The organism is uncultured Thiohalocapsa sp., from assembly GCF_913062725.1.
GTDB lineage: Bacteria > Pseudomonadota > Gammaproteobacteria > Chromatiales > Chromatiaceae > Thiohalocapsa.
The window spans coordinates 18051-44247 of record NZ_CAJXWY010000026.1; the positions used below are offsets into that span (position 1 = coordinate 18051).

Annotated in this window: 14 protein-coding genes; 7 read left to right on the forward strand and 7 right to left on the reverse strand. The window is 70.9% G+C overall.

The annotated features are described in order from the left end of the window. The first annotated feature begins 282 nt into the window (after nt 1–282). Nucleotides 283–8748, forward strand: a complete 8466-nt coding sequence (locus QZ588_RS09035) for a type I polyketide synthase (RefSeq protein WP_295541931.1) — start codon at nt 283–285, stop codon at nt 8746–8748. Nucleotides 8749–8765: 17 nt separating this feature from the next. Then, nucleotides 8766–11939, forward strand: coding sequence for a beta-ketoacyl synthase N-terminal-like domain-containing protein (locus tag QZ588_RS09040; RefSeq protein ID WP_295541933.1), 3174 nt, complete (start codon nt 8766–8768; stop codon nt 11937–11939). A 30-nt stretch (nt 11940–11969) separates the two neighbouring features. On the opposite strand, the gene QZ588_RS09045 is transcribed toward QZ588_RS09040, so the two are convergent. The 7 genes from QZ588_RS09045 to QZ588_RS09075 form a co-directional block, all read right to left on the reverse strand. Beyond that, nucleotides 11970–12977 (reverse strand): hypothetical protein, encoded by a 1008-nt coding sequence (locus tag QZ588_RS09045; RefSeq protein ID WP_295541935.1) that lies wholly within the window; start codon nt 12975–12977, stop codon nt 11970–11972. Nucleotides 12978–12991: 14 nt separating this feature from the next. Next, nucleotides 12992–13903, reverse strand: a complete 912-nt coding sequence (locus QZ588_RS09050) for a sulfotransferase (protein ID WP_295541937.1) — start codon at nt 13901–13903, stop codon at nt 12992–12994. 3 nt (nt 13904–13906) lie between these two features. Then, nucleotides 13907–14470, reverse strand: coding sequence for a hypothetical protein (locus tag QZ588_RS09055; protein ID WP_295541939.1), 564 nt, complete (start codon nt 14468–14470; stop codon nt 13907–13909). Nucleotides 14471–14586: 116 nt separating this feature from the next. Then, on the reverse strand, nt 14587–15522 hold the full coding sequence (locus QZ588_RS09060; RefSeq protein WP_295541941.1) for a TauD/TfdA family dioxygenase: 936 nt from the start codon (nt 15520–15522) through the stop codon (nt 14587–14589). Nucleotides 15523–15674: 152 nt separating this feature from the next. Then, nucleotides 15675–16697 carry a sulfotransferase gene (locus tag QZ588_RS09065; RefSeq protein WP_295541943.1) on the reverse strand — a complete coding sequence of 341 codons (1023 nt, stop codon included), beginning with the start codon at nt 16695–16697 and terminating at the stop codon, nt 15675–15677. Further along, a complete protein-coding gene (locus QZ588_RS09070; protein ID WP_295541945.1) occupies nt 16697–18145 on the reverse strand; it encodes an SBBP repeat-containing protein in 1449 nt (482 codons plus the stop codon). The genes QZ588_RS09065 and QZ588_RS09070 overlap by 1 nt, the downstream gene beginning before the upstream one ends. Then, nucleotides 18124–19608 (reverse strand): hypothetical protein, encoded by a 1485-nt coding sequence (locus QZ588_RS09075; protein ID WP_295541947.1) that lies wholly within the window; start codon nt 19606–19608, stop codon nt 18124–18126. The genes QZ588_RS09070 and QZ588_RS09075 overlap by 22 nt, the downstream gene beginning before the upstream one ends. 152 nt (nt 19609–19760) lie before the next feature. Between QZ588_RS09075 and QZ588_RS09080 the strand changes: the two genes are divergently transcribed. The 5 genes from QZ588_RS09080 to QZ588_RS09100 all read left to right on the forward strand — a co-directional run bounded on the left by QZ588_RS09080 (nt 19761) and on the right by QZ588_RS09100 (nt 26139). Beyond that, entirely contained in the window at nt 19761–21752 is a 1992-nt protein-coding gene (locus tag QZ588_RS09080; protein WP_295541949.1) for an efflux RND transporter periplasmic adaptor subunit, read from the forward strand. A gap of 495 nt (nt 21753–22247) precedes the next feature. Then, the gene (locus QZ588_RS09085) at nt 22248–22547 is read left to right on the forward strand and encodes an acyl carrier protein (RefSeq protein ID WP_295541951.1); all 300 of its coding nucleotides are present in this window, start codon (nt 22248–22250) and stop codon (nt 22545–22547) included. A 139-nt stretch (nt 22548–22686) separates the two neighbouring features. Next, nucleotides 22687–23511: a sulfatase-like hydrolase/transferase gene (locus QZ588_RS09090; RefSeq protein WP_295541952.1), complete on the forward strand. Its 825-nt coding sequence runs from the start codon at nt 22687–22689 to the stop codon at nt 23509–23511. Between the two features lie 54 nt (nt 23512–23565). Continuing rightward, a complete protein-coding gene (locus QZ588_RS09095) occupies nt 23566–25176 on the forward strand; it encodes an alkaline phosphatase family protein (protein WP_295541954.1) in 1611 nt (536 codons plus the stop codon). Further along, nucleotides 25177–26139, forward strand: coding sequence for an alpha/beta hydrolase (locus QZ588_RS09100; protein WP_295541956.1), 963 nt, complete (start codon nt 25177–25179; stop codon nt 26137–26139). Nucleotides 26140–26197 lie beyond the last annotated feature (58 nt).

Below are 26197 nucleotides of genomic sequence, written 5' to 3' on the forward strand. Positions count from 1 at the left end.
AGGGGTGCTGTTGCCCCCGCCTCCGGTGTAGACGCAGGGACGCGAGCTTGTTTTGTGCCCGGGCCGGTCAGCGTGCCCGGGCTTTTTATTTGTCTGCACCGTATTGCGCCGCGACACGGGGCACCGTCGGTCGCCTCGTTATCCGCTTGCGCGCTAGAAGTCGGTGTAGACTTTCGGCGCGCGGGTCTGTTGGCAGGCCGACACCGCCACAAGCTGACAGCGTCAAGCGCTCGTGGCCCCCGCCCCATATCAGTCAACCAACGCTGACGGAGCACCCGTTAGGTGAGCACATCAGCGCCCTTTCGCCTTTTCGTCCTCTCCCCGTCCGCCGATGTCGGCGTCGGCCTGGTGCGGTGCGCCCAGGCGCAGGGCCACGCCGGCGTCATCGACGCCGAGACCGCGTCCGATTGCGACGCCGTCGAGCGGTGCATCGCCGGCCTCGGCCGCGCCCCCGCCCCGGGCCTGGACCCCGTCGCGGCGGGCTTCGGCCTCAAGCTCGGCATGCGCGGTGCGGCCTGGCAGGCGCGCCTGCCCGCCTGGCGGCAGGCGGGGCTGCGCTGGCTGATCCTCGCCCGCGAAGACCTGTACCAGTGGGCCGACGCCGAGGCCCTGGCGGCCTTCCGCGCGGGCGGCGGGCAGCTGTATCTGGAAACCACCACCTGGGATGCCGACTGCCCGGCGCTGGAGGCCAACATCGACGGTTGGTGGCTCAAGGGCCACGAGGCCGGCGGCTGGGTGGGCGAAGAAACCAGCTTCGTGCTGCTGCAGCGGGCCGTGCGCCAGGCCCGCCGGCCGCTGATGGTGCGTGGTGGTCTTGGCGTCCACGCCGCCGCCGCTTGTGCCCTCGGCGGCGCCGCCGGCGGTGTCCTCGACGACCAGCTGCTGCTGCTGCCCGAGTGCGGACTCGCCGCCGATCTTGCCCCCTGGCTCGAGCGCCTCGGCGGCACCGAATGCGTGCCTGTGGGCGACGAGGCCCAGGGGCGCTACCTGCGCCTGCTGGCGCGCCCGGGCTTTGCGGCGCTGGACGCGCTGCGCGCCGATTTGGCCGCAGGGCAACCGTCGACGGCTGATCTGCGCCGGCGGCTACAAGCGCAGGGCGGCTGGCACGATCCCAAGCGCCAGCTCATCGCCCTGGGCCAGGCCGCCGCCCTCGCCGCACCCTATCGCGCGCGCTTCGGCGGGCTCGGGGCCCTGCTGCGGGCCATGGAGCGCGCCGTGCCGCGGGCGCTGCGCCAGGCCGCCGCGCACGCCGCCCTGGCCCCCGCGGCGCCGTTGGCGCGCCAGCTCGGCTGCGAGTACCCGGTGGTGCAGGGCGCCATGACCCGCGTCAGCGACGTCGCCGGCTTCGCCGCGGCGGTGGCGGCGGCGGGCGCCCTGCCCATGGTCGCCCTGGCCATGCTCGGCACCGAGCGTGCCCGCCCGCTGCTACAGGACACCGCCGAGCGACTCGGCGAGCGGCCCTGGGGCGTTGGCATCCTGGGCTTCGTCGACCGCGAGCTGCGCGAGCAGCAGCTGGCCGCCATCCTCGCGGTGCGCCCGCCGGTGGCCTACATCGCCGGCGGCCGGCCCGACCAGGCCGCCCGGCTGGAGCAGGCGGGCATCCAGACCTTCCTGCACACTCCCACGCCGGGCCTGCTCAGTGGTTTCCTGCAACAGGGCGTGCGCCGCTTCATTCTCGAGGGCCGCGAATGCGGCGGCCACATCGGGCCGCTCAGCAGCTTCGTGCTGTGGGAGACGGCCATCGACGCGCTGCTCGACTTCGGCCGCGCCGGCGGCGACCTGCGCGCGGTCTCGGTGCTGTTCGCCGGTGGCATCCACGACGCCGACTCCGCCGCCATGGTGGCGGCCATGGCAGCCCCGCTCACCCAGGCCGGCGTGCGCATCGGCGTGCTCATGGGCACGGCCTACCTTTTCACCCGCGAGGCCGTGGAGCAGGGCGCCATTCTGCCCGCGTTCCAGCGCGCCGCCCTCGACTGCCAGCGCACCGCCACCCTCACCACCGGCCCCGGCCACGCCAGCCGCTGCGCACTGAGCCCCTTCGTGACCACCTTTCACGCGCGCAAACAGGCCCTGCTGGCGTCGGCGCCGGCGGCGGCCAGCCGCGAGCTCGACGCCCTCACCCTGGGCCGTCTGCGCATCGCCACCAAGGGCCAGGCCCGCGACGGCGAGCGCCTGGTCTCCGTGCCCGAGCAGCAGCAGCTGCAGGACGGCATGTACATGCTGGGCCAGGTGGCCGCCCTGCATGCGGCGGTGACCGACTGCCGCACCCTGCACCAGGCCGTGACCACCCAGGCGGTGGCGCGCCTGCGGGCGGCGCTGCCGGCGCCGGCGCCGGTGCCCGGCCCCGCGGAGATCGCCGTGGTGGGCATCGGCACCATCCTGCCCGGGGCGCAGGATGCGGCCACCTTCTGGGCCAACATCCTCGGCGGCGTCGCCGCCATCACCGAGGTGCCCGCGGCACGCTGGGACTGGCGCCTGTACTACGATCCCGATCCCAAGGCGCGCGACAAGATCTACTCCAAGTGGGGCGGCTTCATCGACGATGTGCCCTTCGATCCCACCCGCTACGGCATGCCGCCGCGCTCCATCCGCTCGGTGGACCCCATCCAGCTGCTGGCGCTGGAGCTGGTGCGCCAGACCCTGGACGACGCCGACCTGGGGCTGGAGCGCGGCGGCCGCGAGCGCGTCGCCGTGATGTTCGGCGCCAGCGGCGGCATGGGCGAGGTGGGCCTGGGCTACGGCACCCGCGCCGACCTCGCCCGGGTGCTGGGCCCGGTGGACGACGCCGTGCTGGCGCGGCTGCCGGAATGGACCGAAGACTCCTTCGCCGGTCTGCTGCTCAACGTGGCGGCGGGGCGCTGCGCCAACCGCTTCGATTTCGGCGGCGTCAACCACACCGTCGACGCCGCCTGCGCGTCCTCGCTCGCCGCGGTCTATCAGGCGGTCAACGAGCTCACCCTGGGGCATTGCGACGTCGCCCTCGCCGGCGGCGTCGACACCATCAACTCCCCCTTCGCCTATCTCTGCTTCTCCAAGACCGGCGCCCTGTCGCCGCGCGGGCGCTGCCAGACCTTCGACGAGCAGGCCGATGGCATCGTCATCTCCGAGGGCCTGGCGGCGGTGGCGCTGAAACGCCTCGCCGACGCCGAGCGCGACGGCGATCGCATCTATGCCGTCATCAAGGGCGCCGCCGGCTCCAGCGACGGCCGCGCCAAGGGGCTCACGGCGCCGCACCCCGAAGGCCAGGTGCGGGCGCTGCACCGGGCCTACGCCCAGGCCGGCTTCTCGCCGGCCAGCGTCGAGCTCATCGAGGCCCACGGCACCGGCACCGTCGCCGGCGACCGCGCCGAGCTCACCACCATCGAGCGGGTGCTGCGCAGCGCCCACACCGCCCCCGGCAATTGTGCCGTCGGCTCGGTGAAGACCCTCATCGGTCATACCAAGTCCACCGCCGGCGTCGCCGGGCTCATCAAGGCCAGCCTGGCGCTCTACCACCGGGTGCTGCCGGCGCACATCGGCAGCGAGCGCCCGCAGGCCGTGCTGCGCACCGCCGACAGCCCCATTTGCCTGCGCCCGCGCCCGCGCGCCTGGGTGCGCAGCCCGCGGCATCCGCGCCGCGCCGGCGTCAGCGCCTTCGGCTTCGGCGGCACCAATTTCCACATCGCCCTCGAAGAGCACACCGCCACGGCGCCCGCCCGACGCCCGGCGAGCGCGCGCGACTGGCCCGCCGAGCTGGTGGCCTTGTCTGCAGACACCGCCGCCGCGCTGGCCGCCCAGGCCACCGACATCGCCACCCGCGCCGAGGCGCCCGCCGCGCCACCCCTGGCGGAGCTGGCCTACGCCGCCGCCCGACGCTTCGACGCCGCGCAGCCCTGGCGTGCGGCATTGGTGGTCAACGCCGCCGCCGCCCTCAGCGGCCGACTGCGCGGGCTCGCCGCCCACCTCGCCGACCCGGCCCAGGCGCTGCCCGACGGCGTCCTGCTGCAGGATCGGCCCCGCGCCGATGATGCCCGGCTGGCACTGCTCTTCGCCGGGCAGGGCACGCAATATCCCGGCATGCTCGCCGAGGCGGCGCTCTATCTGCCCGGCCTGCGCGAGGCCCTGGAGCGCGCCGACGTCGTCCTCGCCGATGTGCTGACCGGCCCCGACGGCGGCCCCAGGCGTCTGAGTGCCCTCATCGACCCGCCGCCGCGGTTCGATCCGGACGTCTCGCAGCAACAACGCCAGGCGCTGACGCGCACCGAGCATGCCCAGCCCGCCATCGGCGCCGTCAGCCTGGGCCTGTGGCAGTGGCTCTGCGACCTCGGCGTGCGCCCCGACATGGTGGCTGGCCACAGCTACGGCGAATATCCGGCCCTGCACGCCGCCGGCGTGCTCACCGCCGATGCGCTGCTGCGCGTCTCCCATGCCCGCGGCCACGCCGTCGCCGCGGCGGGCGCCGACGCCGACCTCGGCGGCATGTTGGCGGTGCAGGGGCCGGCGGAAGCCGCCGCCGCCGTCGCCGCGGCGGTGCCCGGCGTCACCCTGGCCAACCACAACGCGCCCAGCCAGGTGGTGCTCGCCGGCACGCAGGCGGCGCTGCGCCAGGCGGCCGCCGAGCTCGGCGCGCAGGGTCTCAAGACCACGCCCCTGGCGGTGTCCGCCGCCTTCCATTCGCCCCTCATGCAGCCGGCCGCGGAGCGCCTGGCCGACGTGCTGGCGGGCGTCGACTTTGCGCCGCCCGGCATACCGGTCTACGGCAACACCCGGGCGGCACCCCATGCCGATGCCGGCGCCGATATCCGCATGGCCATGACCCAGCACCTGCTGCAACCGGTGCGCTATACCGAGCAAATCCAGGCCATGTACCAGGCGGGGGCCCGGCTGTTCGTCGAGATCGGGCCCAAGGCCGTGCAGACCGGGCTGGTGCGACGCATCCTGCCGCAGGCGGCCGTCACGGCGGTGGCCACCGATACCGGCGATGGCGCCCTGCGGGGCCCGCTGCAGGCCCTGGCCGCCATCGTCGTCGCCGGCTACGCCTGCGACCTGCCGCGCCTGTTCCAGCGTCGCGGGCTCAGCGGTCACGCCCTCGCCGCGCCGGCGGCGGACGGCGACGAGCGTCCGCGGCCCGGTGTCTGGCTGGTGAACGGCACCCATGCCCATCAACCGGGGGCGCCGGGCGCCATCGGCGCCGCCCCCACCCTCACCCTGGAGCAGGCCCAACGGCTGCAAGCGCCGGCGGCACCGGGGCCCGCCGCGCACAGCCCGCATCCACCGCAGGAGATTGCGCAAGTGAATGACCCCCAACACCACGACCCGACGCGTCAACCGCCGCCGGCGGCGGGCGATGAGGTCATGGCTGCCTATCAGGAGACCATGCGCCGGTTCCTGGCGGTGCAGGAGCAAGTCATGACCGCCTATCTTTCGGGCAGCCCCCATCCGGCGGCTGCCCCCGTGCAGGCGACGGCGGCGATGCCCGCCGGTGTGCCGGCGGCGCCATCGCCGGCGGCGCCGGCGTCAGCCGTCGGCCCGGTCTCCGCGCCGGCGGCGCCTCCCGCGCCGGCGCCCATCCCGGCGGCGACACCGGCGTCCGCCCCAGCATCCACGCCAGCAGTCGCACAGGCGTCCGCCGCGGTGCCGGGCGCGGCGCAGGCCGCCGCGCCGCCGCCCGCCGCGCCGGCCGCCGCTGCGCCGCAGCCGCCGCAGCCGGCCCCGCCCCAACCGCCGGTCTCGGCTCAGGCGCAGGCCCTGGATCAGGCTCAGGTCCCAGCCCAGAGTCCGGCTCAGGCCCCGGCTCAGGCCCCGGGCCAAGCCGAGGCCCGGGCACCCGGGCAGCCCGCGGATATCAAAACGCTGCTGCTCGGCATCGCCAGCGAGCGCACGGGCTATCCCGTGGACATGCTGGATCTCGAGCAAGACCTGGAGGCCGATCTGGGCATCGACTCCATCAAGCGCGTGGAGATTCTGAGCGCCTTCCAGGCGGCGCTGCCGAGCGCCGCCGGCGCGGCGGTGATGGCGCACATGGATAGCATCTCGGCGCTGCCGACCCTGGGCCAGATCATCGCCCAGGCGGAGCAGGTCAGCGCCGGCGATGACGCCGCGGCGACCCCCAACCAAGCGAACAGCCAAGCGAACAGCCAAGTGCCCGCCCCAGCGCAGACTGAGGAGGCCGCCGGCCCTTTTGAGCATACCGGGGCGGGCACCCTGTGCGCCCCCCTGCCCCGGTTCATCCCACGGGCGCACCCCGAGCCCCTGCAGGGCCTCACGCTGCCGGCATTACCGGCGGGCCTGTATCTGGCCACCGGCGACCAACTGGGTGTGGCCGATGCGCTGGGCCAGCGACTGGCCGCCGCCGATGGCGTGCTCGTGCCCATCCCCGAGCACCTCCTCGCCGACCAGGCCGCCTACCGCGCCTGGCTCGACCAGCAACGCGCACGCGGCCCCATCCGTGCGCTGCTGCACCTGCTGCCCCTCGGCCAGCCGCCGCTGGACTGGACCATGTCGTTCGACACCTGGCAGCGGCGCATGGAGCGCGAGGCCTTGTCCATCTACCCCCTGCTGCAGCCGCTGGCGCCCGACCTGCACGACGGCGGCCGTCTGCTCTGCGCCAGCGCCATGGGCGGCGCCTTCGGGCGTGCGCCGTCCGTCGACACCGATGCCGACGCCGACGCGCCACCGGCCTTTCCCGCGGGCGCGGGCCTGTGCGGCCTGGTGAAAAGCCTCAGCATGGAATGGAATGCGGACCTGGCGCAGCCGCGCTTCAGCGCCAAGGCGGTGGATCTCGATCCGGCGCGGCCCGCCGCCGAGCTGGCGACGGTGCTGCTGCAGGAGCTGGCGCTGTGGCAGGGGCGCCGCGAGGTGGGCTATCCGCGCGGCGAGCGCACGGTGTTCAGAACCGTGCCGGCCTCGCTGGTGCCCGCCGACAATGGCCTGGCGCAGCCGCAGTCCGACTGGGTGGTGCTCGCCACCGGTGGCGCCCGCGGCATCACCGCCGAGTGTCTGCGCACCCTCATGCCCACGGCGCCCACGGTGGTGCTGGTGGGGCGCTCGCCGTTGCCACCCGCCGAGCCGGCGGAGCAGGCCCGGCACCGCAGCCGCGATGACCTGCGCCGCTGGCTGCTGCAGACGGCCGGCGAGCGCGGCGAGCACCCGAAGCCCGCGGCGCTGGAGCGCGCCATCGACCGCATCTTCCAGCAGCGCGAGCTGCGCGCCAATCTGCACGACTTCGCCGCCGCCGGCATGCGCGTGGACTACCGCGCGCTGGATCTCACCGACGCGGACGCGGTGGCAGCGCTGCTCGCCGATCTGTATGCCACCTACGGGCGCATCGACATGCTGCTGCACGGCGCCGGTGTGATCGAAGACAAGCGCTTCGTCGACAAGACCATGGCGAGCGTGCGCCGCGTCTTCGCCACCAAGGTCCACGGCCTGTTCCATCTGCTGCGCGGCCTGCGTCCCGAGGGGCTGCGCGCCGTGGCCCTGTTTACCTCGGTGGCCGGGCGCTTCGGCAATCCCGGGCAGAGCGACTACGCCATCGCCAACGAGGTCATCAATCGTCTCGCCCATCTGCTGCATCATCGCCTGGGCCCGGGCGTGAAGGTGGCGGCCTTCAACTGGAGCCCCTGGGGCCCCACCACCCACGGCGCCGGTATGGTCACCCCGGCGGTGCAGCGGCAGTTCGAAGCCCGCGGCATTCACCTGGTGGATGCCGCCGCCGGCCGCCAGCTGTTCCACGACGAACTGCTCTTCGGCGCCGGGGATGCGGTGGAAATCGTCGCCGGCGACTACCCCTGGGAGTGGACCGAGGCCGCCCTGGGCGCGCTGCCGGCGCCGGCCGGGGCGCAGCGCCACCAGACCCCTGACCTCGCCCTGCTCGGCGATGTGGTGCTGTCGTCAACGCCCACGGGCTGGGTCATCGACAAGACCCTCGACCTCATCACCGATCCCTATCTGGATCACCACCGCCTCGACGGCATCCCGGTGATGCCGGCGGCGGCGGCGCATGCCTACCTGGCCGAGGCGGTGGCGCTGTGCGCCCCCCACGCCCGCCAGCGCCTGGTGCTCTCCACCCAGCTGCTGCAGGGGATCCGGCTGGCGGACGCCGCCGTTGGCCTGCGCATCGAAGTGGAGCGCGACGGCGCGCGGGGCTTCACGTTGCGGTTGTTCCAGCAGGCGGCGCATCCCCGGCTGTGCTACCGCGCCACGGCGACGCTGCTCGAGGCGCCGGCGCCGCCGGCGCCCCATGCGCTGCCCACGGATTGGGCCCCGCCGCCGGTGGACGTGGCCTACGCCTACCGCCACTGGCTGTTCCATGGCCCGTCGCTGCAAAGCATTCGTGCACTGCTGGCCATCGATGCGCGCGGCGTCCTCGCCCGGCTCGCCACCACGCCGCCGGCACGGCTCAATCCGGCGGCGACCGCGGCACACTGGGTACTGGACCCGGCCCTCATGGACGGTGCCGAGCAGCTGGTGCTGATTTGGTCGCGCGCCATGCGCGACACCACCCCGCTGCCCAACCGCATCGGCGCCACCCAGTGCTTCGGCACCGAGCCGCTGCCCGGCGAGTTGATCTGCCACCTGCAGATCCGCTCCGCCCCCAACGCCGCGGTGATCCGCTACGATATCGCCTTTTGCGACACCCAGGGCCGCCTGCGGCTGCTGCTGCGCGATTGCGAGGCCACCGCCAAGGCCGCACTCAACCGGGTCGGCGGCGGCTGGGCCGGCGGCGCACCGCTGCCCGGACCCGCCGAATCCCGCAGCGCCGCCTGAGCGCCCGCGCACATGCCATGCAACAGTTCGACGCCTGCGATATCGCCGTAGTCGGCTTGTCCGGCTTGTTTCCTGCGGCGGCGAATGCCAGCCGCTTCTGGGCCAACATCCTCGACGGCGTCGACGCCATCGGCGATCCGCTGCCGCAATGGGGCGGCGCACGCTATCTGGATCCGCACAGCACCGCCCTCGACCGGCTCTACACCCAGAAAGGCGGCTTCCTGCGCGAGCTCTCGCGCTTCGACCCGGCCGCCTTCGGCATCATGCCCAACTCCCTGCAGGGGAGTGAGCCGGATCAGTACCACGCCCTGACCCTCGCCCGCGATGCCCTGCAAGACGCCGGCCTCGGCCCCGGTGCCTACGACGGCGAGCGCACCGGCATCATCCTCGGCCACGGCATTCACATCCATCGCGCCAATACCAACGGCATCCAGCATTGCGTGGTGGTGGACCAGACTGTGGATCTGATCGCGGCGCTCACACCGGCACTCGATGCCGCCGCCGCCGCCGAGGTCAAGCAGCTGCTCAAGCAGGCGCTGCCGCCCATCCATGCCGATTCCATCCCCGGCCTGGTCCCCAATGTCATGACCGGGCGCATCGCCAACCGGCTCGGCCTCATGGGGCCCAACTACATTCTCGATGCCGCCTGCGCGTCCTCGCTCATCGCGGTGGAATCCGCCATGCTCGAGCTGCAGCGCGGACGCGCCGATCTGATGTTGGCCGGCGGCATCAATACCTCCACCTCGCCGCTGGTGTACATGGTGTTCTGCCAGCTCGCCGCCCTGTCGCGCAGCTCGCGTATCCGTCCCTTCGATGCCAGCGCCGACGGCACGCTGCTCGGCGAGGGCGGCGGCGTGCTCGCGCTCATGCGGCTCGCCGACGCCCGCGCGGCGGGTCATCGCATCTACGCCGTGCTCAAGGCCGTGGGCCAGTCCTCCGACGGCCGCGGCAAGGGCGTCATGGCGCCGTCCGAAGATGGCGAAGCGCTGGCCATGCGGCGCGCCTACGCGCAATGCGACATCCACCCGCAGACCCTGGGCCTGCTGGAATGTCACGGCACCGGTATCCCCCTCGGCGACCGCACCGAGATCGGCGCCATGCGACGCATTTGGGGCACGCGCCCCGGGCGCTTCCCACGCATCGGCATCGGCTCGGTCAAGTCCATGATCGGCCATTGCATTCCCGCCGCCGGCATCGCCTCGCTCATCAAGGTGTGCCTGGCGTTGCACCATCGGGTGCTGCCGCCCACCCTCTGCGCCGAGGTCAACCCCGGGCTCGGGCTCGACGACACCCCCTTCTACGTCAACACCGAGACACGCCCCTGGGTGCACCCCAGCGGCGGGCTGCGCCGGGCGGGGGTGAGCGCGTTCGGCTTCGGCGGCGTCAACAGCCATGCGATCCTCGAGGAGGCGCCCACCGACGCCGAGCCGCTGTGCACCTTCCAGCCCGCCCGCCGGCGCGACGGCGCGCAACTGCTGCTGTTCTCCGCCCCCGATCGCGCCGACTTGCTGCGGCGTATCGATGCCTGTCTGGCCGACCCGCCCGCCGACCGGCAGGCGCTGGCGCAGCGGGCGGCGCAGCTGTGGCGCGCGCACGACCCGGCCTGCGGGCACCGGCTCGCCGTCGTCCTCACCCATCCGGACCAGCTCGCCAGCCGTCTCGCCACCGCCCGCGAGAAGCTCGCCGATGCCGGGCGCAGCAAGCTGCAGACCCGCAATGGCATTTATTTTCGTGCCGCCCCCATGCCGGGCAAGGTGGCCTGTCTGTTTCCCGGCGAGAACTCGCAATACACCAACATGCTGCGCGATCTGGCGGTGCAGCACCCGGTGCTGCGCGCCTGGCTCGACCGCCTCGACGGGCTCTTCTCGCAGACCCGGGCGGTTGCGCCGTCCGAGGCCATCTTCCCCGCGCCCACCGGCCTCGACCCGCAGGCGCGCGCATGGCTGCAGGCACAGCTGATGGCCATGGACCTGGGCTCGGAGTCGGTGTTCAGCGCCAATCAGGGCCTGTATCGGCTGCTCGCCGCCCTGGGCCTGCGCCCGGACATGATGCTCGGTCACAGCACCGGCGAGATCTCGGCGCTCGCAGCCAGCGGCGTGCCGCGCCTGGACGACGCCGAGATCGGCCGTTACATCCAGCGCATGAATCACATCTACCAGCGGCTCGAGGACGCCGGCGCCATTCCGCCGGGGGTGCTGCTGTCGGCGGGGCCGGTGGAGCGCGAGCGTGTCCAGGCGTTGGTGGATGCGGACGACGAGCTGTTCCTGACCATGGACAACTGCCGCAACCAAATGGTGGTGTTCGGCACCGAGGCGGCCATCGAACGCGCCGATGCGGCCCTGCGTGCCCAGGGCGCCATCTGCGCGCGCCTGCCGTTGTCGCGGGGCTATCACACGCCGCAAATGGCGCCGATGGCCGACGCCTTCCACCAGCTCTTCGCCGACCTGCCGCTGCGGGACACGGGTATCGCGCTGTACTCCTGTGTGGAGGCGGCACCCTTTCCCCCCGCCGCCGAGCGCCAGGCGTTTTTGGACACCCTGCGGGCGCAGTACGTCAAGCCGGTGCTGTTCCGCCAGAGCATCGAGCGTCTCTACGCCGATGGCGCGCGTATTTTCATCGAGGTGGGACCGAGCAGCACCCTGTCCGCCTTCGTGCGCGACATCCTCAGCGCCCGGGAGCACCTGGTGGTGGCCAGCAACGAGCAGGCACGCCCGGCGCAAGCGCAGCTCATGCACCTGATCGGGCGGCTCTGGGTGGCCGGCGTCGCCCTCGACCCGGGGCCGCTGCTGGCGGCGGACCCGGCGCCATCGACGCCCGCCGGCGCCTATCTGCCCACCGATTTGCCCTGTCTGACGCTGGCGCCGGCGCAGGCGCAGGCGCTGCGGGCGCACATGGGGCTGCACCAGCCCCCAGCCGCCCCAGCGCAGGCCCAGCCCCCGACGCAGGCGATCCCAACGCAGGCGGCCCCGGCACAGGCGACCGCTCCGCAGCCGGTCGCACCCCCAGGCACGCCGCAGCCGCCGGCCGCTCCCGAGCCGGCCGGCCCCGGGCCGGCACCCGCCAGCACGCCAGCCGTCGGCGGCGCTGACCCCCGCTCCGCCATCGCCCAACACTTCGCCACCATGGACGCCTTCCTCAGCCAGCAGGAACGCCTCATGGCCCACTGGCTATCCCGCCGCAAACAACGCTAAGGGACAACCACCCCAACAACCAACAACCAATCACCCCCCAACGATCGCCACCACCGGCTGCGACAGCGCCCCCGCGGGCACCGACTGCCAGTCGTCGCCGAAGCTGCGCAGGGTGGTCGCCCCGTTGTCGTGCACCAGCGCCGCCACCAGGCGCCCGTCCACGACGGCGAGACAGGTGTAGTCGTCGAGGCTGCGCAGGCGGCAGGCCTCGCCGTCGGCCAGCGGATAGAGGTTGCCCGTCGGCGTGGTCCGCAGCTCGCCGCACAACAGGGCCAGGGTGCCGTCGCGGCGCAGCAGCAGCAGCTCGCCGCCCATGCGCAGCCCGAACAGCCGGCCGCGCATCGCCGCCGAAGTGCCCACGGCCAGCACCACGTCGCTACCCCAGACCACGGCGTCGTGGACCACGGCGTTCCACGCGTAGCGCCGCAGACCGTCTTGCACCAGCGCCCGCCAGACCTCCTGTGCCGAATCCGGTGCCGGGTCCAGACGCCAGAGCTGAAAACCGCGTCGCTCGTCGTCGGCGGTGACCACCCAGCGCCCGTCCGCGTCTCTCAGCACCGCACTGATGCGCTGCCCCGTCGCCAGCTCAGGCGCGGGCAAACGGCTGGTCACCGCAACCGCGCCGGCGGCCCCGCCCAGCGCGGCGATATCGAGCCCGCCGTCGTCGCGGCGCAACAGCACCGCCGGCGCATCGGCCGCCGCAAAGACAGCGCTCACGCCGCCCGCGCAGTCGAGCGGCAACGGCTGCAACGCGGGCGGGCCAGCGGCCGCCGCATCCAGCAGCCGCAGGCCGGCATCGGGCAGCAGCACCAGCGCCCGCGCGGCGTCCAGCGCCGCCAGGCCAATGGCCGCCGCCGGTTGATCGCAGTGCAGTAACAGGCTGGTGCGGCCGTCCGCGTACCACACCAGCACCGCCGCACCGGCGTCGGGTGTCTGCTCCAGCGTGAGCAGGCCGGTGCCCCGGCGCCGGCGCAGCCGCAGCGCTGTCACGATGCGGCGCCCGCTGACCGGGTCCGGACCGCCGTGGATCACAGACAAGCTCGGGTCTGCGCTCACTGATAGCCCAGACAGTTGGCGATTTGCCGCAGATAGGCCCGGCGCGCCGCGTCCATCGACCGGCCATGCTCGCCCCGGAAGAAGTCATCGAGGTTGCCCATGCGCGGCAGGCCGGGGCGGAAATGCGGGCTGGCGATGAATTTCGGGTCGTTACCGTCCGGCGCGTTGAAGGGCCCGCGCCGGGCATAGGGCGAGTCTTCCGGGTGCAGCATGGCGTCGATGGCCGCATCATCCGTGCGCAGCCCGAGCCACTCCGCCACCATCCGCATCATGGGCACGGCGTCCGCCAGCACATCTTCGCCGCGGATACGCAGGTACTGGCCGGGGTTCAGGGTGGCGCAAAAATCCAGGATATTGCGTTGCACCATCGGCCACAGCGTCACGGATTTTTTCAACCAGAGTGTCTTCTCTGCTGCCGTCAGCCGTGGCAGGTGCGAGATGAACTCCACAAGCGACTTGTGCAGATTCACCGGATGTCGCGTCACATGGAGGTAGCGCGCATCCGGCCAGTCCCGCCGCAACCGGTGCAGGGCCTGCGGGGAAGTGGCGGTCGCGGGGGATTTCTCCAGGCAGTAGGTGGCACCGGTCTTGGCCTCGGCGAGATCCATCAGGTGCGCGAGCACGTCTTTGCCGTGCCAGGCCATATGCTCCTGCAGCCAGTTGTTGGCCTCGAGCACGTTCTCGGCGCTGTCGGCGCCGAACTGCAGCAGGGCCAGGGCCCGCAGCAGCCCCCGTGGGCCAAGGAATTTATCCGCCTGCTGCTCCCGGCGCATGGTGCCCGCAACGCGCTCGCGCATCATCAGGTGCAGCTCCGGAAAGCCGTAGATCTCCGGGTGCTGGCCGATCATCGTCGAGATGAGCGACGAGAACGACCGCGGCGGTGAGAGCATCACCAGCAGCTTGGCCATGGCTCAGCGCTCGTCGTGCGGGTCTGCGGCGGGGGGCGGAGGGTCCATGCCCTCGAGCCGTTGCTCCAGCCGTCCAATGAGCTTGCCGATGCCCGTGGCCACCGCCTCCACGATGATCCGCCGGGTCTCGAGCTCGCGCTTCAGTGCCAAGAGCTCCGAGCGCCCGCTGCCGTCGAGGCGCGCCAGGGTCTCGCCATGCAGCTGGTCCCGCAGGGAGCGCCACACCGCCGCCGCCCCGCGGTGGGCGTTCTCTTCGGGCTTGGTGAACAGGTGCGGGCGCTCCAGCAGGTCGGCGCGCAGCTGCTCGTCCAGCCGCGCCGCCTGGCGATAGTCGGCGGTTTCACCAATCAAATCGGCGTAGTCCGCCGAAAATGGATCGCGGCCGGCGAAGGCGTGTTCGTCTTCCGCCAGCACCGAATCCGGCAGGTCCGCCAAGGCGCCATGCCCATCTGCAAAGGTATTCACCGAATCCAGCGTCAGATCCACCACCGCCGCGGGGCCGGCCGACTGCGCGGCGCCCTCGTGCTCGGGCGAGGATTCGGCTTGATCAGGAGGTTTCACTGGCATCGTAAGCGTTTGGTCTTCGGCTCTGGGAGACGATCGTGGCGTTGTTCCGGCTTCGGCCGCCTGGGGACGGGTGGGGCTGCAAGGGTGACGCCAGTCGCCCCCGCAGCCCCTGTGGCCTAGCCCCCGGCCGCGCCCTCGAGGGGCGCTGCGCCCAAGCGCATGATGATATCGCGCCGTAGATCGTCATAGGCGCGTCGGCCGTGCATGAATCGACGGTTGTCCACCAGGGCCACATCCCCCGGCTGCCAGTCGACATTTTGGGTCAGCTCGTCGGCGATGCCATGGATCTCGTAGAGCATGTCCACCGGCAGTTCCGAGCCGTCCTCGAACCGGACCTCACTGTCGGCCATGCCCGCGACGTATTCGCGTGCCGCCCAGGGCAGGATGGAATTGACGAATGCCTTGCCGGCGGTGGTGGGCAGCCAGGCGTGGCAGACGTGGGTGACCTCGATGCCGCCGTCATCGCGTGCGCGCAGCCCCAGCCCGGCGTCGGCGCAGCGCTGCTCGACCTGGGCCAGATCGTCGCTGCGATAGACCTTGTGCCAGGTGTCTCGATCGTAGATGCGGCGGTATTGGATTTTCTGCGCATCGAATCGGTTTTGGATCGCGGCGGGCAGGGCATTCCACAGCGCCACGCCATCGCACAGCGTGGTCTCGCCGCGCTCGGCCGCCGGCGTGATGCAGCAGAAAAACAGGGCCGCCGGCCGCGGCTGGGTGTAGAACATCTCGCCGTGCAGGGGCACGGCGAGCTTGGCGACGGCGCCGCCGGTGACGGTGAGCACGGTGTTGTCGTCGCCGTAGGCCGAGCTGCGGTCGTTGTCGGCGCCCCCCACATAGTCCATGAAGCGGTCCAGAAACCGCTCGGTGAAGTCCTTGAAGCCGCGGCGATCCAGATCCAGGCCGCGCAACAGCACGGCGCCATACGCCTGGTAGGCGCGCAGCACCGGGCCCAGATCGAGCCGCGCCGGCGTGTCCGCCGCGCGTGCATCCAACAGTGCACCGGCCCGCAACGGCGTCACCGCCATGGGTGATGCGCTGGCCGTGTCTGACATGCTCGTCATCATAACCTCCTAAGCTGCCGTGTCGCATGGGTTGGGCGGGGCCGCATCGCGTCCGCACCAGCGCGGCTGCCGCCGCGGGATGCCGGGCGCCGCAGCCCGGCGCCTTGGCCCCGCCAGCCGTGGTTAAACACTAAAACCCTGATCTATGCAATGACATTACCGGGCCAGAGCGGAAATCCCAGCGCCCGGGCCAGCTCCACCACATCCGCCAGCAGCGGCTCGCCGTCGCCGCGCCATGGCAGCGGCCTGTGGCGATCCAGCCAGGGGCTGGTGGGCGCGCCGCCGGCGAGCACAGAACCGAGGCTGCGGCCCATGAGCTCGAAGTCCGTGCCGAAGGGGGCGGTATAGGGGCCGGGGTGGGCATACCGCGGCATGCCGCCCGCGCACATGTGCTCGATCTGCCCCGGGGCAGCCGCCACGCCCAGCCAGTCCAGCAGCGTAGCCAGCACGTCCTGCGGGCTCACCAGCAGCTCATCCAGCCGCAGCCGCAGGCAGCGCGCCTGCGGCAGCGCCCCGGTAGCCCGCAGAATGGCCGTCTGGGTGCGGTACCAGGCGAATTGTGGGTCGAACACCGCCGGCGTCACGGACCAGTCGATGTAGTGCTCGCCCACCTCGAAGATATCCAGACAGGGTTGATAGCGGCCGCGTTTCGACCACTCCTCCAGGCTGGTGGTGATGGTCTGCCACACCGGGTACGACAGCGCCTGTCCCTGGCTCAGCGGATCGCGCACCAAGTGAATGAACACCGCCTCCGGCGCCGCCGCCATCACCCGCGCCACCACCGTGGCGCTGCGGGCGTGCAGGGGACTGAAATCCACCAGTCGCCGCGGCGCCACCAGGGCCTGGAGCGCCCGGTACAGGTCCGCCGCGGGCAGGTCGCCGCGGCGTTTCAGCCAGCGCATGGCGGTTTGTACCGACTGGATGCTCTGCTCGCCGGTCACGCCTTGGGCCACGAAGCGCAGCAGGCCATGCAGGTGAGGATCGCGCGGCACCCGCGCATACTCCAGCAGTTGCCAGGGCGCCTCGAAGGCCAGCGCATTCAGGTAGGGGGCGGCGCAGAACGCCGGATGCCGCCCCAGGAGCGCCGATAGCAGGCTGCCGCCGGATTCCGGCGAGGCGAGCACGATCACCGGCGGCGGCAGCGGTGGCTTGGCGTTGGCCGTCATCAAGCACCATTCAGCGTCAGGAAAACGACCACCGAATCCATACGGGACGGGGTGCGCACCTCCTGCTCCGCCACCCGCAGCCGCCCCCTGAACAGCAGCGACTGTGCCAGGAAGCGCCCGTCGCGCGACACCGACAGCACATCGCCCAGGGCACCGGCGCCCCCGCCGCCCGGGTGCGGCGTAAACACGAAGCGCAGGCGCCCATCGGCGCTGAGCGCCGTCAGCAGGCTGGTGGCCCGGCCCGCGGGCGGCCCGAGGGTGAGCAGCGTCTCGCCGTCGCGGCGCACGCTCGCCCGCCCCCGCAGAATGCCGGAGACGATGACCCCGCGCGCATCCGCCTGCAATTCTGTTCCCACGCCGCGCCCGTCGCCGTCGATGGTCACCAGCCATTCGACGCTGCCCGACGGCGACACCCGCGCCACATAGTCGTTGCCGCGGCGCCCGCGGGCCGGCACGCTGCGGTCGATGACGGCGGCGGCCCCGGTCAACACGCCCGCGGCGTAGACCGAGCCATCCGGGCCGGCGCCCACACCACGCACATTGTCGGTGCCCGCGCCGCCCACTTGTCGGCCCCAGAGCAGCTTGCCCGCCGCATCGAGCTTCAGCAAGGCGCCGTCCCAGTCGCCCCTGCTGGTGAAGCTGAGCGCACCAAAGCGCATGACGCCCCGGAACTGGAAGCCCAGGAACACCTCCCCCGCGGGATTCATGGCCACGGCGCGCAAACGCTCGTTGCCGGGGCCGTTGAACCGTGCGACCCAGCGCAGGGTACCGTCCGGCGCCAGGCGCAGCAGCAGGGAGTCGCGCTGACCGCCGCCGTGGGCATAGGTCTTGCCGTCTATGGTGAAGTCGCCCGCGGTGAGTGCGGCCACGGCCACCTCGCCGTTGTCCAGCACCGCAATTTCGTTGCCGCCGTCGCGCATCGGTCCGCCGAAGGCCCGTGCCCAGCGCGTGCTGCCGTCGGGTGCGAGCTTGACCACGAACATATCGGTGTCGCCGCGGCTGCGCAGTGTCACATCGCCGAAGCGCACCGTCTCACTGAACCAGCCGCTGATGTAGATATTGCCGGCGCCGTCGGTGGTGAGATCGTAGCTGTTGTCGTCGCCACCGGCGCCCACCCGCTGCACCCAGCGCACCGACCCCGTCGGCGAGAGACTGGCGATGAAGATGTCGCCGGCACCCGCGCTCTGCTGTCGCCGCTCCTCACCCCAGGTGATGGCGTTGCGGAAGACGCCGCTGATGATGGTATTGCCCTCGGGGTCGACGGAAATGCCGTCCACCTCATCCTCTTCGCTGTCCACGGTGCCCACGGGCAACACCCAGCGCACGCTGGGTGCCGCCTCCGCCCCGGCAAAGCTGCGGATTTGCGGCGCGTCGGCGGCCGGCACGCTCGGCCCGAGGCCGGCGAGCACGCCGATGGCCGCCGCGATCAGCGCCTGACGCCCTGCCATATCTCGGTGCCTCCCCTGGGGTTGTTGCGGTACTCCCATGCCCCGGGGCCGATGCGGAAGGCGGAGCGTGGGCCGAACTGATTCGACGAGCCCACGAACATGCCGTGCGGGGTCGACAGAATATTGCGAACGCCATGATTGTACGGGTTCTCGAAGCCGCAGCGGGTCACCGGCAGCCAGTTCTCACCATCCCGACTGCGCCAGAGGTCGTAGCCGCCGGCGGTTTCCACGAAGTGCTCGATGTCGACGCCGCGCAGCAAGCGGCCCGCGTGGCTGTCGAGCTTGTCGAAGTCGCGATACAGCAGGAACACGAGCCAGTCTTGGGTGCCGGCGTAGAGCCAGCCATCGTGCACATTCATCTTCCAGATACTGCCACAGAAGATGTTGTTCCAGCCCGGCATCAGTCCGCTGAGCGGCCCGGCCTGGGTGCGCCGCTCGCCCATGATGATGTCGAAGCTGGCGTCCGCGTTCACACGGATCAGCTCCGGGCCGGCGGGGCCGATTCGATTCTGCTTGTCGATGCCGCCCTTTTGGATGCCGGAGCCCACGAACACCGCATCGCGGAAGGCGGCCAGGCTCACCACCCCCTGGTTCAGCTGCCCGCGACCGGCGCCGTCCACCAGCAGGCGCTCCCATCGGTAGGGCGGCTCACCCTCGGCATCGGTGCGCCAGAGCTGATACCCCTTGGCGAAGTTCACGGTACCCGCGTAGAGATGCGTCTGCGTCGCCAGCATCTCGAAGACGCCGAGATTGTTGCGGTCGCCGAAGCCCTCGTCGTTGCACGGGGTCCAGTCACCCCCCGCCGGATCGCGGCTGGCGAACACCGTCGCGATGCCCGAGACGTTCTGACGCCCGGCGGTGGCGCCGGTGGGGGTGGTGAACAGCCGCCCCTTGAACGGCACCAGCGACCGGGTGGAGGTGGCATCGAGCCCGGCCAGCCCCGGCGGCCCCACGGGCGCAAAGTGCTCGCCATCGTAGGAGCGCAACAGCTGCATACCCCGGCCGCGGGAGCGCGACCAGGTGGAGACGTAGAGCGCGGGCTCCGGATCGCGCTCGCCCTGGAAGACGGCCATGGCACGGTAGCCCAGATCGCGGCTCATGTGCGTACCGTCGGTACCATAGACCATCGGCGCCTGATAGACCCGGGTCCAGACCCCGGTCAGTGGGCTCAGGCGCCAGATTTCGGCCCGTGCCCGATGGTTTTCGAATGCCGGCGTGTAGACGTGATCCGCCAACTCCACCGGCCAGGCGTCCAGGCTCACATCCTTCATGCCGCCCTGATCGCCGGCGCCCAGCAGCGCCATGGTCGCGCGCGAGGTGCCCACCAGCACATGGTCCTTGAAATAGGCCATGGAGTGGGCGTAGGCATTGTCGCCATCGCCGAAGCCGTTGGCCGAAACCTTAGAAAAGTCATCCCGCGACAGTCCACGGGACGAGCGGGCATTGGGGGGGTCAGATTGCACGCTTTGTGGATTCCTCTCTGGCAGGTCGCAATGTTCCGTCGACGCCCGCCATCGCGGCGCAAAGCCCTTTAGCTTAGACACCGCCCCGGCACACGTCGAGCTTCGTCGCGGCCCATCCGACAATTGCAGATTCGCCCACCGAGCCGGTTCCCATGGCCCAGCACACACCCTATCGTTATTCCCTGTTCAACCCCGATGCGCTGTTCGGGGTGCTGGCGCGCGCGCTGCGGCCCCTGTGGTGGACGGTCTTTCTGCTGATCCCGGGCGTTCCCGTCGCCCTGCTGACGGTGGCCCATCATCAACGCGCCTATGCCGGCGAGCTTGCGGCGATCTTCCAGGGCAACACCGCGCTGACCTTGCTGCTCGGCTTCGTGTTGATTCTGGGCGTCGTGAATGTGCTCACCAAGGTCGTCCAGGGCATGGTCGCCATCCATTGCGGCGCGCCCATCGGGCAGTTCGGCTTCAGCATCGCATTCGGGCTGCGGCCCCATTTCTTCATCGACAAGCGCGCAACCTGGAAACTCCCGCGCGGCAGTCGGCTCTGGGTCTATGGCAGCAACCTGGCGGTACGTCTGGGCCTGTTCGTGCTCGGCATCATGCTCTGGATCTGGACCGACCACGCGGGCACCGCCCTGAGCGCCATCGCCTTCAGTGTGGCGCACATCGCCCTGGGCTCGTTCTTCTTCATCGCCAATCCCCTGTGGCCCGCCGACGGTTATCGGTTCCTGGCCAGCTATCTGGACCGACCCCTGCTGCGCCCGCGCGCCTTCCAGTACGTCAGGCTGCGTCTCAGTGGACACCGGGCGCCGGTGCCGCTCTCGCCCGCGCGTGCCTCTGGTCTCGTCGCCTATGCCGTGGCGAGCACCCTCTACGTGGTTTACGTGCTCGCGAGCGTCCTGCTGTTGGCGGCCACGGCGCTGGAGGAGCGCTTCAACGGCGCCGGCGTGGTGATCTTCCTGGTCTTGCTATCTCTGTTCGTGCGCTACTTCGTGGTCACCGCCCGCCGGCGGCGCGAGCGCCAGGCCGCGAAACGTCAGCAGCGGCTCGGCCGGCGGCGCGACGGGCCCGCGCCCCCGGGCGCGGCGGGGCCCGTCGCAGCCGGCCCGTGGTCCCGTCGCAACAAACGGCGCCTGTGGGTCGCCGCCGCGCTGGTGGCGATGGTGGTGGCGCCGCTGCCCTATCCCTACCACGTCAGCGGTATCGCCAGCGTCGAGTCACGCCACACGGCGGGCGTCTACGCCCAGGTGAGCGGCGACATCGCGCACATCGCCGTCGCCGATGCCCAGCAGGTGCACAAGGGCCAGCTGATCGCGATGCTCGACACCGAAGACGCGGCGCATGCCCTGGCCATCGCCGAGGCCGAGCTGGATGCGGGGCGGGCCGAGCTGGCCGTGCTGCGGCGCGGCCCCCTGCCCGAGCGGGTGGAGCGTGCCCGCCTGGCGCTGGCGCAGGCGGCCCTGAAGGCCGGCTTCACCACCGAGCGCTGGCACATGCTCGCCGCTACCACGTCGGCGGGGTTGATTTCGCCCCTGCAGCGGGCGGAGCTGGCGGAAGCGGCGGCGCTGGATACGGCCGCCGTCGCCGTAGCTGGGGCGGCCCTGGGGGCGGTGGGTGCGCCCCCCACCCCAGAGGCCGTGCAGATGCAAGCGGCCCGGGTGCGGGCGCTCGAGGAGCGGGTGGCGGCGCTGCGCGCCGAACTGGCCGAGCACCGTCTGCTGGCCCCCATCGCAGGCCGGCTGATCGCCCCCGATCTGTATGCCCGCCGCGGCGACCGGCTGCAAGCCGGCGCGCCGTTGGCGCAGGTGGTGGACACCGGCGATCTGCGCATCCGCATTCTGGTGCCGGAAACCCAGGTCAACGCGGTGGCACCCGACGCGGCGGTGGCCGTCAAGCTCTGGCCGCTGCCCGGGCAAGTGTTTGCCGGGCGGGTCGAGACCATCGCGCCCAGCGCCGAAACGGCGCCGGAAAGCCCGTTCGTGCGCATCGTGCGCGTCACCGCCGGCATCGACGCCGCACCCCCCCGACTGCGCCCGGGCATGGGCGGCTACGCCAAGATCAGCGCCGGCCGGCAACCGGTGTTGTTCGTCTTTGGTCAATTCGTCGCCCGCATGTTGCAGGTCGCGGTCTGGTCATGGATCCCCTGAGCCGACGCGACGATCACCGTCCTCGGCATGGCGGCCCCCGGCCGGGACTCCCCCGAATCCACGCCCCACGCACCCGGGCCGGGGTGGGATGGGTGGCCGCTTTGTTCCGACCGCGGGCGCTTGCCGGCTGATTTGACGTGCTAGACTATGGTGTTTAGCCTGTAGACAAGTATGCGGCTAACCCTGATCCGGGCAAACGCCTCGCTGCGGCCGCCCGGTGCGGCGACGCATCGCGCATCACAATCGGCGGCAGCCGCAGCCAATGCACACCACCTCATGCTCCCCTGGTCGTGAACACCAGCAGACAATGGCTGTGCGTAGACCGACGTCCGTGGATGCCAACTGCGCGGCACCAGTCCTCGTCGTGGTACCCCCCTGCCGGGGCGGCGCCGACCCATCGTCGCCAATCCAGCGTTGCCTCCACGGACCATCAGCCCAGGGTCGCCAACCCAATAATTACAGGCCCCATTCATCGTCAACGCGACAGAAAAACCGATGGCTGTCAGGAACACCACCTATCTGGAAACGCTCATCGCCCTGCTGCACGACATCGTGCGCGACTGGGATCTGGACCTCACCGACCCCGTCGGGCCCGACACCGGCATCGTCGGCGATCTTGGTTTCGAGTCCGTCGACCTGATGCAGCTCATCGTGGCAGTGGAAAAACAGTTCGACGTGCGCGGTCTGCCCTTCGACGAGCTGCTCATGCGCGACGGCGGCTATGTGCAGGAGCTCACCGTGGGTGAGCTCGACCGCTTCCTGGTGCAGCAGTTGCCCAAGCTGCAGGCCGCCTGACCGCGCCTCTTCACCACGTCTCCACCAGCCGCGCACCGCCTCATTGTGGCGGGCGCCGACGCCAGCCCCGCAACCAGCCACCGGCCCACCGCAACGGCGGTCATGCCCAACGGCCAAGCACGGCGAGTCAACGTCTCCCATGGTCAACAACCTCTTTCTGATCGTGCTCGACAGCTGTCGCTTCGACAGCTTCGAGCGCGCCAACATCCGCCATCTCGGTGCGCTGGGCAGCCTGCAGCGCCGCTACAGCTATGCCTCCTGGACGTCGCCCTCCCATTACGTGCTCATGATGGGCCTGTTGCCGCATACGAGCCCGCAGCATGTCTTTGCGTCGGAAGTCTACAAACAGGAATACCGCGCCTGGGTCCAGCGCCTGGGCATCGCTGAGCTGTCTTTCAAAACCTTCGTGCCCCAATTGTCACTGCCCAAGGTGCTCAAGGACCACGGCTACAAGACCATTGGCCGCGTCTCCATGCCGGTGCTCAATCCCTACACCGCCATCAGCCAGCACTTCGACGACTATCGCCTGATGGACAACCACAACGACTTCCGCGGCATGGTCGACGAGGTGACCTTCCCCGACGCCCAACCGCGGTTCTATTTCTTCAACCTCGGCGAGACGCACTATCCCTACATGCTCGATCCCAACAGCATGCCCCGCGTCTCCGGCGTGCACGGTACCGTCAAGAGTCTGCGCGACCCCGAGGGCGCGGCGCAGACACAGGCCGTTGCCGACGTCTTTCCCGCGGCCGAAATGCAGCGGCTGCACCATCAACAGAGCCGCTGCGTGGAATACGTCGATGCACTGATGGGGGAGCTGTTCGATAAATGTCCGGCGAACACCTACTTTGTGGTGACAGCAGACCATGGCGAGCTGTTCGGTGAGGATGACTACTTCGGCCACGGGCCCATCATGCACCAGAAGGTCTTCGAGGTGCCCCTGGTCGAGGGGATGCGCCCCTAGCGACGCGCACATCTCATTCCCAGTATCCACGGTCACTCAACGCACGGAGATTTCATGATGACGCGCACCCTGTTCATCGGCCTGGATGGCTTTGCCTTTCCTATCCTCGATGACCTCATCGCCGACCAGCCGGGGCGCGGCGTCGTCATGCCGTTCATGCGCTCGCTGCTGCAGCGCGGCTTTCGCGCGCCGCTGCGCTCCACCCCGCATCCGCTCACGCCGCCGGCCTGGACCACCATGTTCACCGGCAAGAATCCGGGCCACCACGGCGTCTACGATTTCATGCGCTCGAGCGACAACGGGCGCGAGGTGTTCTTCACCCTCTACGACGCCCGCGACGTCCGCGCCGAGACCGTCTGGAGCGCCGTCAGCCGCCGCGGCTATTCGGTGGCGGCCCTCAACTTTCCCATGACCGCGCCGCCGCCGCAGATCAACGGCAGCCTCATTCCCGGCTTCACCTCCGCGCGTCATCTGCGGCGCAACTCCACGCCGCCCGATCTCTTCGACCGCCTCAGCCAGCTGCCGGGCTTCGAGCCCCGGGAATTGGCCTGGGACTTCGAGCGCGAAAACGAGATCGGCTCGGAAATGGACGACGACTACCTCGAGAAGTGGATCCGCTACCACCTGCCGCGCGAGGCGCTCTGGTACCGCGTCGCCGATCATCTGCTCACCACCGACCGCCCGGACCTCATGTGCGTCATGTTCGACGGCGCCGACAAAATCCAGCACCAGGCCTGGCAGTTCATCGATCCGGCCCTGCGCCCACAGGTGCCCGATGCACACTTCAACCGCATGCGCCAGCTGTGCGAAGACTACTACCGGCGTCTGGACGGCTACATCGCCGGGCTGGTGGAAGCCGCCGGGCCCGATACCCGGATCTTCATGGCCTCCGACCACGGCTTCACCGCCACTACCCACGTGGTGCGCATCAACCGCCTGCTGAGCGAGCTGGGACACCTCACCTACCACGCCGTGGGTGACGACGACGCCGCCAAGCGGCGCGCCGCCAGCCCCTTCGCGTACCTGGACTGGCAGCGCACCAAGGCCTACTGCCCCACGCCGTCGTCCAATGCCATCCGCATCCGTGTGGCGCAGCAGCCCGGCGACCCCGGTGTGCCGCCCGCCGACTACCACGCCTTCCGCGAGCAGCTCATCGCCGAGCTGCTGCAATGCGTCGACCCCGAGACGGGCAGCCCCATGATCCGCCGCGTGCGCACCCGCGAAGAGATCTTCCCGGGGCCGGCCATGGCCGAGGCCCCGGACCTGACGCTGGAGCTGGCCGACTACGGCTTCGTCTCCATCCGTAACCTCAGCCCGGTGGTGGAGCGGCGGGCAGTACCGGCGGGCACCCATCACCCCCTGGGTATCTTCCTCGCCGCCGGCCCCGACATCCGCCAGGGTGTGGCCGGTGACGAGCAGCAAATCGCCGACGTCGCCGCCAGCCTGCTCTACAGCCTGGATGAGCCCATTCCGGTCGACTACGACGGCCAGGTCGCCCGGGCCGCCTTCACCGACGCCCACCTGAGCGTGCGGCCGCCGCTGATGGGCCCGCCGTCGGGCCCGGTGGAAACGGCGCCGCAGACCCGGGCCGAGGCGCCGGCATCGGACGCGGAAAAGCAGAAAATCCTCGATCAGCTGGCGATGCTCGGCTACCTGGAAGAATAAATGGGGAGCGCGCTCTTTCCCGGTCATGCCCTGCACTACTTGCAGCTACCGGGTCAGCGCAGCGGCGAGGCAGCACACGAGCACCTGCTGCTGGTGCACGGCCTCGCCGCCAACCTCGCCTTCTGGAATGCCGGCATCGCCCTGCCGCTGAGCCGGCGCTTCCACTTCCATGTGCTCGCCTACGACCTGCGTGGTCATGGCCGCAGCACCGTCACCCCATGCGGCTACAGCCTGGAGCACCAGGCGAGCGACCTCGAGGCCCTGCTCGATCATCTGCGGTTGGACCGCGTCCACGTTTTGTCGCACAGCTACGGCGGCGCTGTGGCCACCCTGTTTGCGCTGCGTCAGCCCGAGCGGGTGGCCAGCCTGATGCTGGCCGATGTCCGCCTGCGTGCGCTGCAGCCAACCCAGCGACTCTGCGACTGGGCGTATTGGCCCCAGTGGCGGGGGCGCCTCGAGCGCCTGGGGGCCAGGTTGGACCCGCAGCTGCCCGAAGGCGGGTTCAACCTGCTCTGCGAGCTGGCGCGCCTGCACCTGCTGCATCCGCAGGGCGGGCGCCTGCTGCCCGCCCTGTTCGCGGCGCCGCCGCGGGCGCGGACCAAGGCCGGCAACACGGCGCAGCATTGGCTGGATCTGGTCAGCCGCACCAGCCTGTTCCGGGAGTTCTGCTATCCCGACAGCATCACCGAAGAGCGATTGCGGGCGCTGCGGGTGCCCGTGCTCGCCCTCTATGGTGCGCATTCCAATACCCTGCCCACCGCGCAGGCCCTGGCGCGCCTGTGCGCCGACTGCGAGCTGCAGGTGCTGCCGGAGGTGGGGCATTTCTTTCCCATGTCGCATCCGAAGCTGCTGCTGCGGGCGGTCTCGGGGTTCTTGCGCCGCCGGCTGGGCCTGGGCGGCGCCGATGCCGGACAGCCCGACGGCGATGCCGACCAAGCCAGCGAGGGTCCATCACCTGCATGAGAACGCCAACTCGCCTACACTCACGCCCCAGCCGGCTCGATTTTCCATGGCCAACGGC

What these genes read in the sequence shown, in the direction of transcription:
- QZ588_RS09085 (WP_295541951.1), top strand. Translation starts at nt 22,248, where the DNA reads ATGGCTGTCAGGAACACCACCTATCTGGAAACGCTCATCGCCCTGCTG.
- QZ588_RS09055 (WP_295541939.1), bottom strand. Translation starts at nt 14,470, where the DNA reads ATGCCAGTGAAACCTCCTGATCAAGCCGAATCCTCGCCCGAGCACGAG.
- QZ588_RS09065 (WP_295541943.1), bottom strand. Translation starts at nt 16,697, where the DNA reads ATGACGGCCAACGCCAAGCCACCGCTGCCGCCGCCGGTGATCGTGCTC.
- QZ588_RS09060 (WP_295541941.1), bottom strand. Translation starts at nt 15,522, where the DNA reads ATGTCAGACACGGCCAGCGCATCACCCATGGCGGTGACGCCGTTGCGG.
- QZ588_RS09040 (WP_295541933.1), top strand. Translation starts at nt 8,766, where the DNA reads ATGCAACAGTTCGACGCCTGCGATATCGCCGTAGTCGGCTTGTCCGGC.
- QZ588_RS09095 (WP_295541954.1), top strand. Translation starts at nt 23,566, where the DNA reads ATGATGACGCGCACCCTGTTCATCGGCCTGGATGGCTTTGCCTTTCCT.
- QZ588_RS09090 (WP_295541952.1), top strand. Translation starts at nt 22,687, where the DNA reads ATGGTCAACAACCTCTTTCTGATCGTGCTCGACAGCTGTCGCTTCGAC.
- QZ588_RS09050 (WP_295541937.1), bottom strand. Translation starts at nt 13,903, where the DNA reads ATGGCCAAGCTGCTGGTGATGCTCTCACCGCCGCGGTCGTTCTCGTCG.
- QZ588_RS09070 (WP_295541945.1), bottom strand. Translation starts at nt 18,145, where the DNA reads ATGGCAGGGCGTCAGGCGCTGATCGCGGCGGCCATCGGCGTGCTCGCC.
- QZ588_RS09100 (WP_295541956.1), top strand. Translation starts at nt 25,177, where the DNA reads ATGGGGAGCGCGCTCTTTCCCGGTCATGCCCTGCACTACTTGCAGCTA.
- QZ588_RS09080 (WP_295541949.1), top strand. Translation starts at nt 19,761, where the DNA reads ATGGCCCAGCACACACCCTATCGTTATTCCCTGTTCAACCCCGATGCG.